This window comes from Caldisericia bacterium (assembly GCA_026414995.1).
In the GTDB taxonomy this organism is placed as follows: domain Bacteria; phylum Caldisericota; class Caldisericia; order B22-G15; family B22-G15; genus JAAYUH01.
In genome coordinates this window covers 1-762 of sequence record JAOAHY010000038.1, presented here as the reverse complement: position 1 = coordinate 762, position 762 = coordinate 1, and the positions used below count along the sequence as shown (strand labels likewise).

Genomic DNA, 762 nt, shown 5'->3' with positions numbered 1-762 from the left:
CATTTATTCCGTAGGTTGCGCTACTTAAAACCTGAGATAGCATATAAGCCTCCTCAATTTTTTACCTCAGTGTTAAATATATAATTATTGGAATTTTTTTAATTCTTCGATAAAATTATCTATTTCTTTTTTTGTTCTTTTCTCTGTAACTGCTATTAAAATCCCATCGTCTTGTGGATCAAATTGCTTAAGGTTTACACCGGCTAGTATTCCTTTTTTTGCTAATGCGGTAATTATTTCTTCTTCTGGTTTAGGTGTTTGAACCACAAATTCTTTAAAAAAGGGCCTTCTGTATTTTAGATGAAAACCCGGAATTTTAACAATCTCGTTTGCTAAATAATGTGATTTTTGAAGACATAAGTTGGCAACTTCTTGAATCCCTTTTTTGCCCATTAGTGCCATATAAACTGTTGCGGCAAGCATCATCAAACCTTGATTTGTACAAATATTTGAAGTTGCTTTTTCTCTTCTGATATGTTGCTCACGAGTTTGAACTGTGAGTACAAATCCTCTTTGACCATCAACGTCAACAGTAATTCCAGAAATTCTTCCCGGAACTCTTCTTAGGAGAAATTCTTTGACTGCAAAGATACCAAGATAAGGTCCACCAAAATTTTGATTGATACCAAGTGGTTGACCTTCTCCAACGACAATGTCTGCACCGTATTCTCCAGGTGGAGATAATATTCCAAGTGAGATAGGATCTACAGCAACAATGTATAATGCTCCATGTTGATGAGTTAATGTTGCCAATTCATCAAC

The 762-nt window shown here is 34.9% G+C and carries 1 protein-coding gene; it reads right to left on the bottom strand.

All coding sequences use genetic code 11. From position 1 onward, the window contains the following. Window positions 1-84: 84 nt before the first annotated feature. On the bottom strand, window positions 85-762 hold a 678-nt coding region (locus tag N3D74_06665), incomplete at its 5' end, for a glycine dehydrogenase (GenBank protein MCX8095845.1).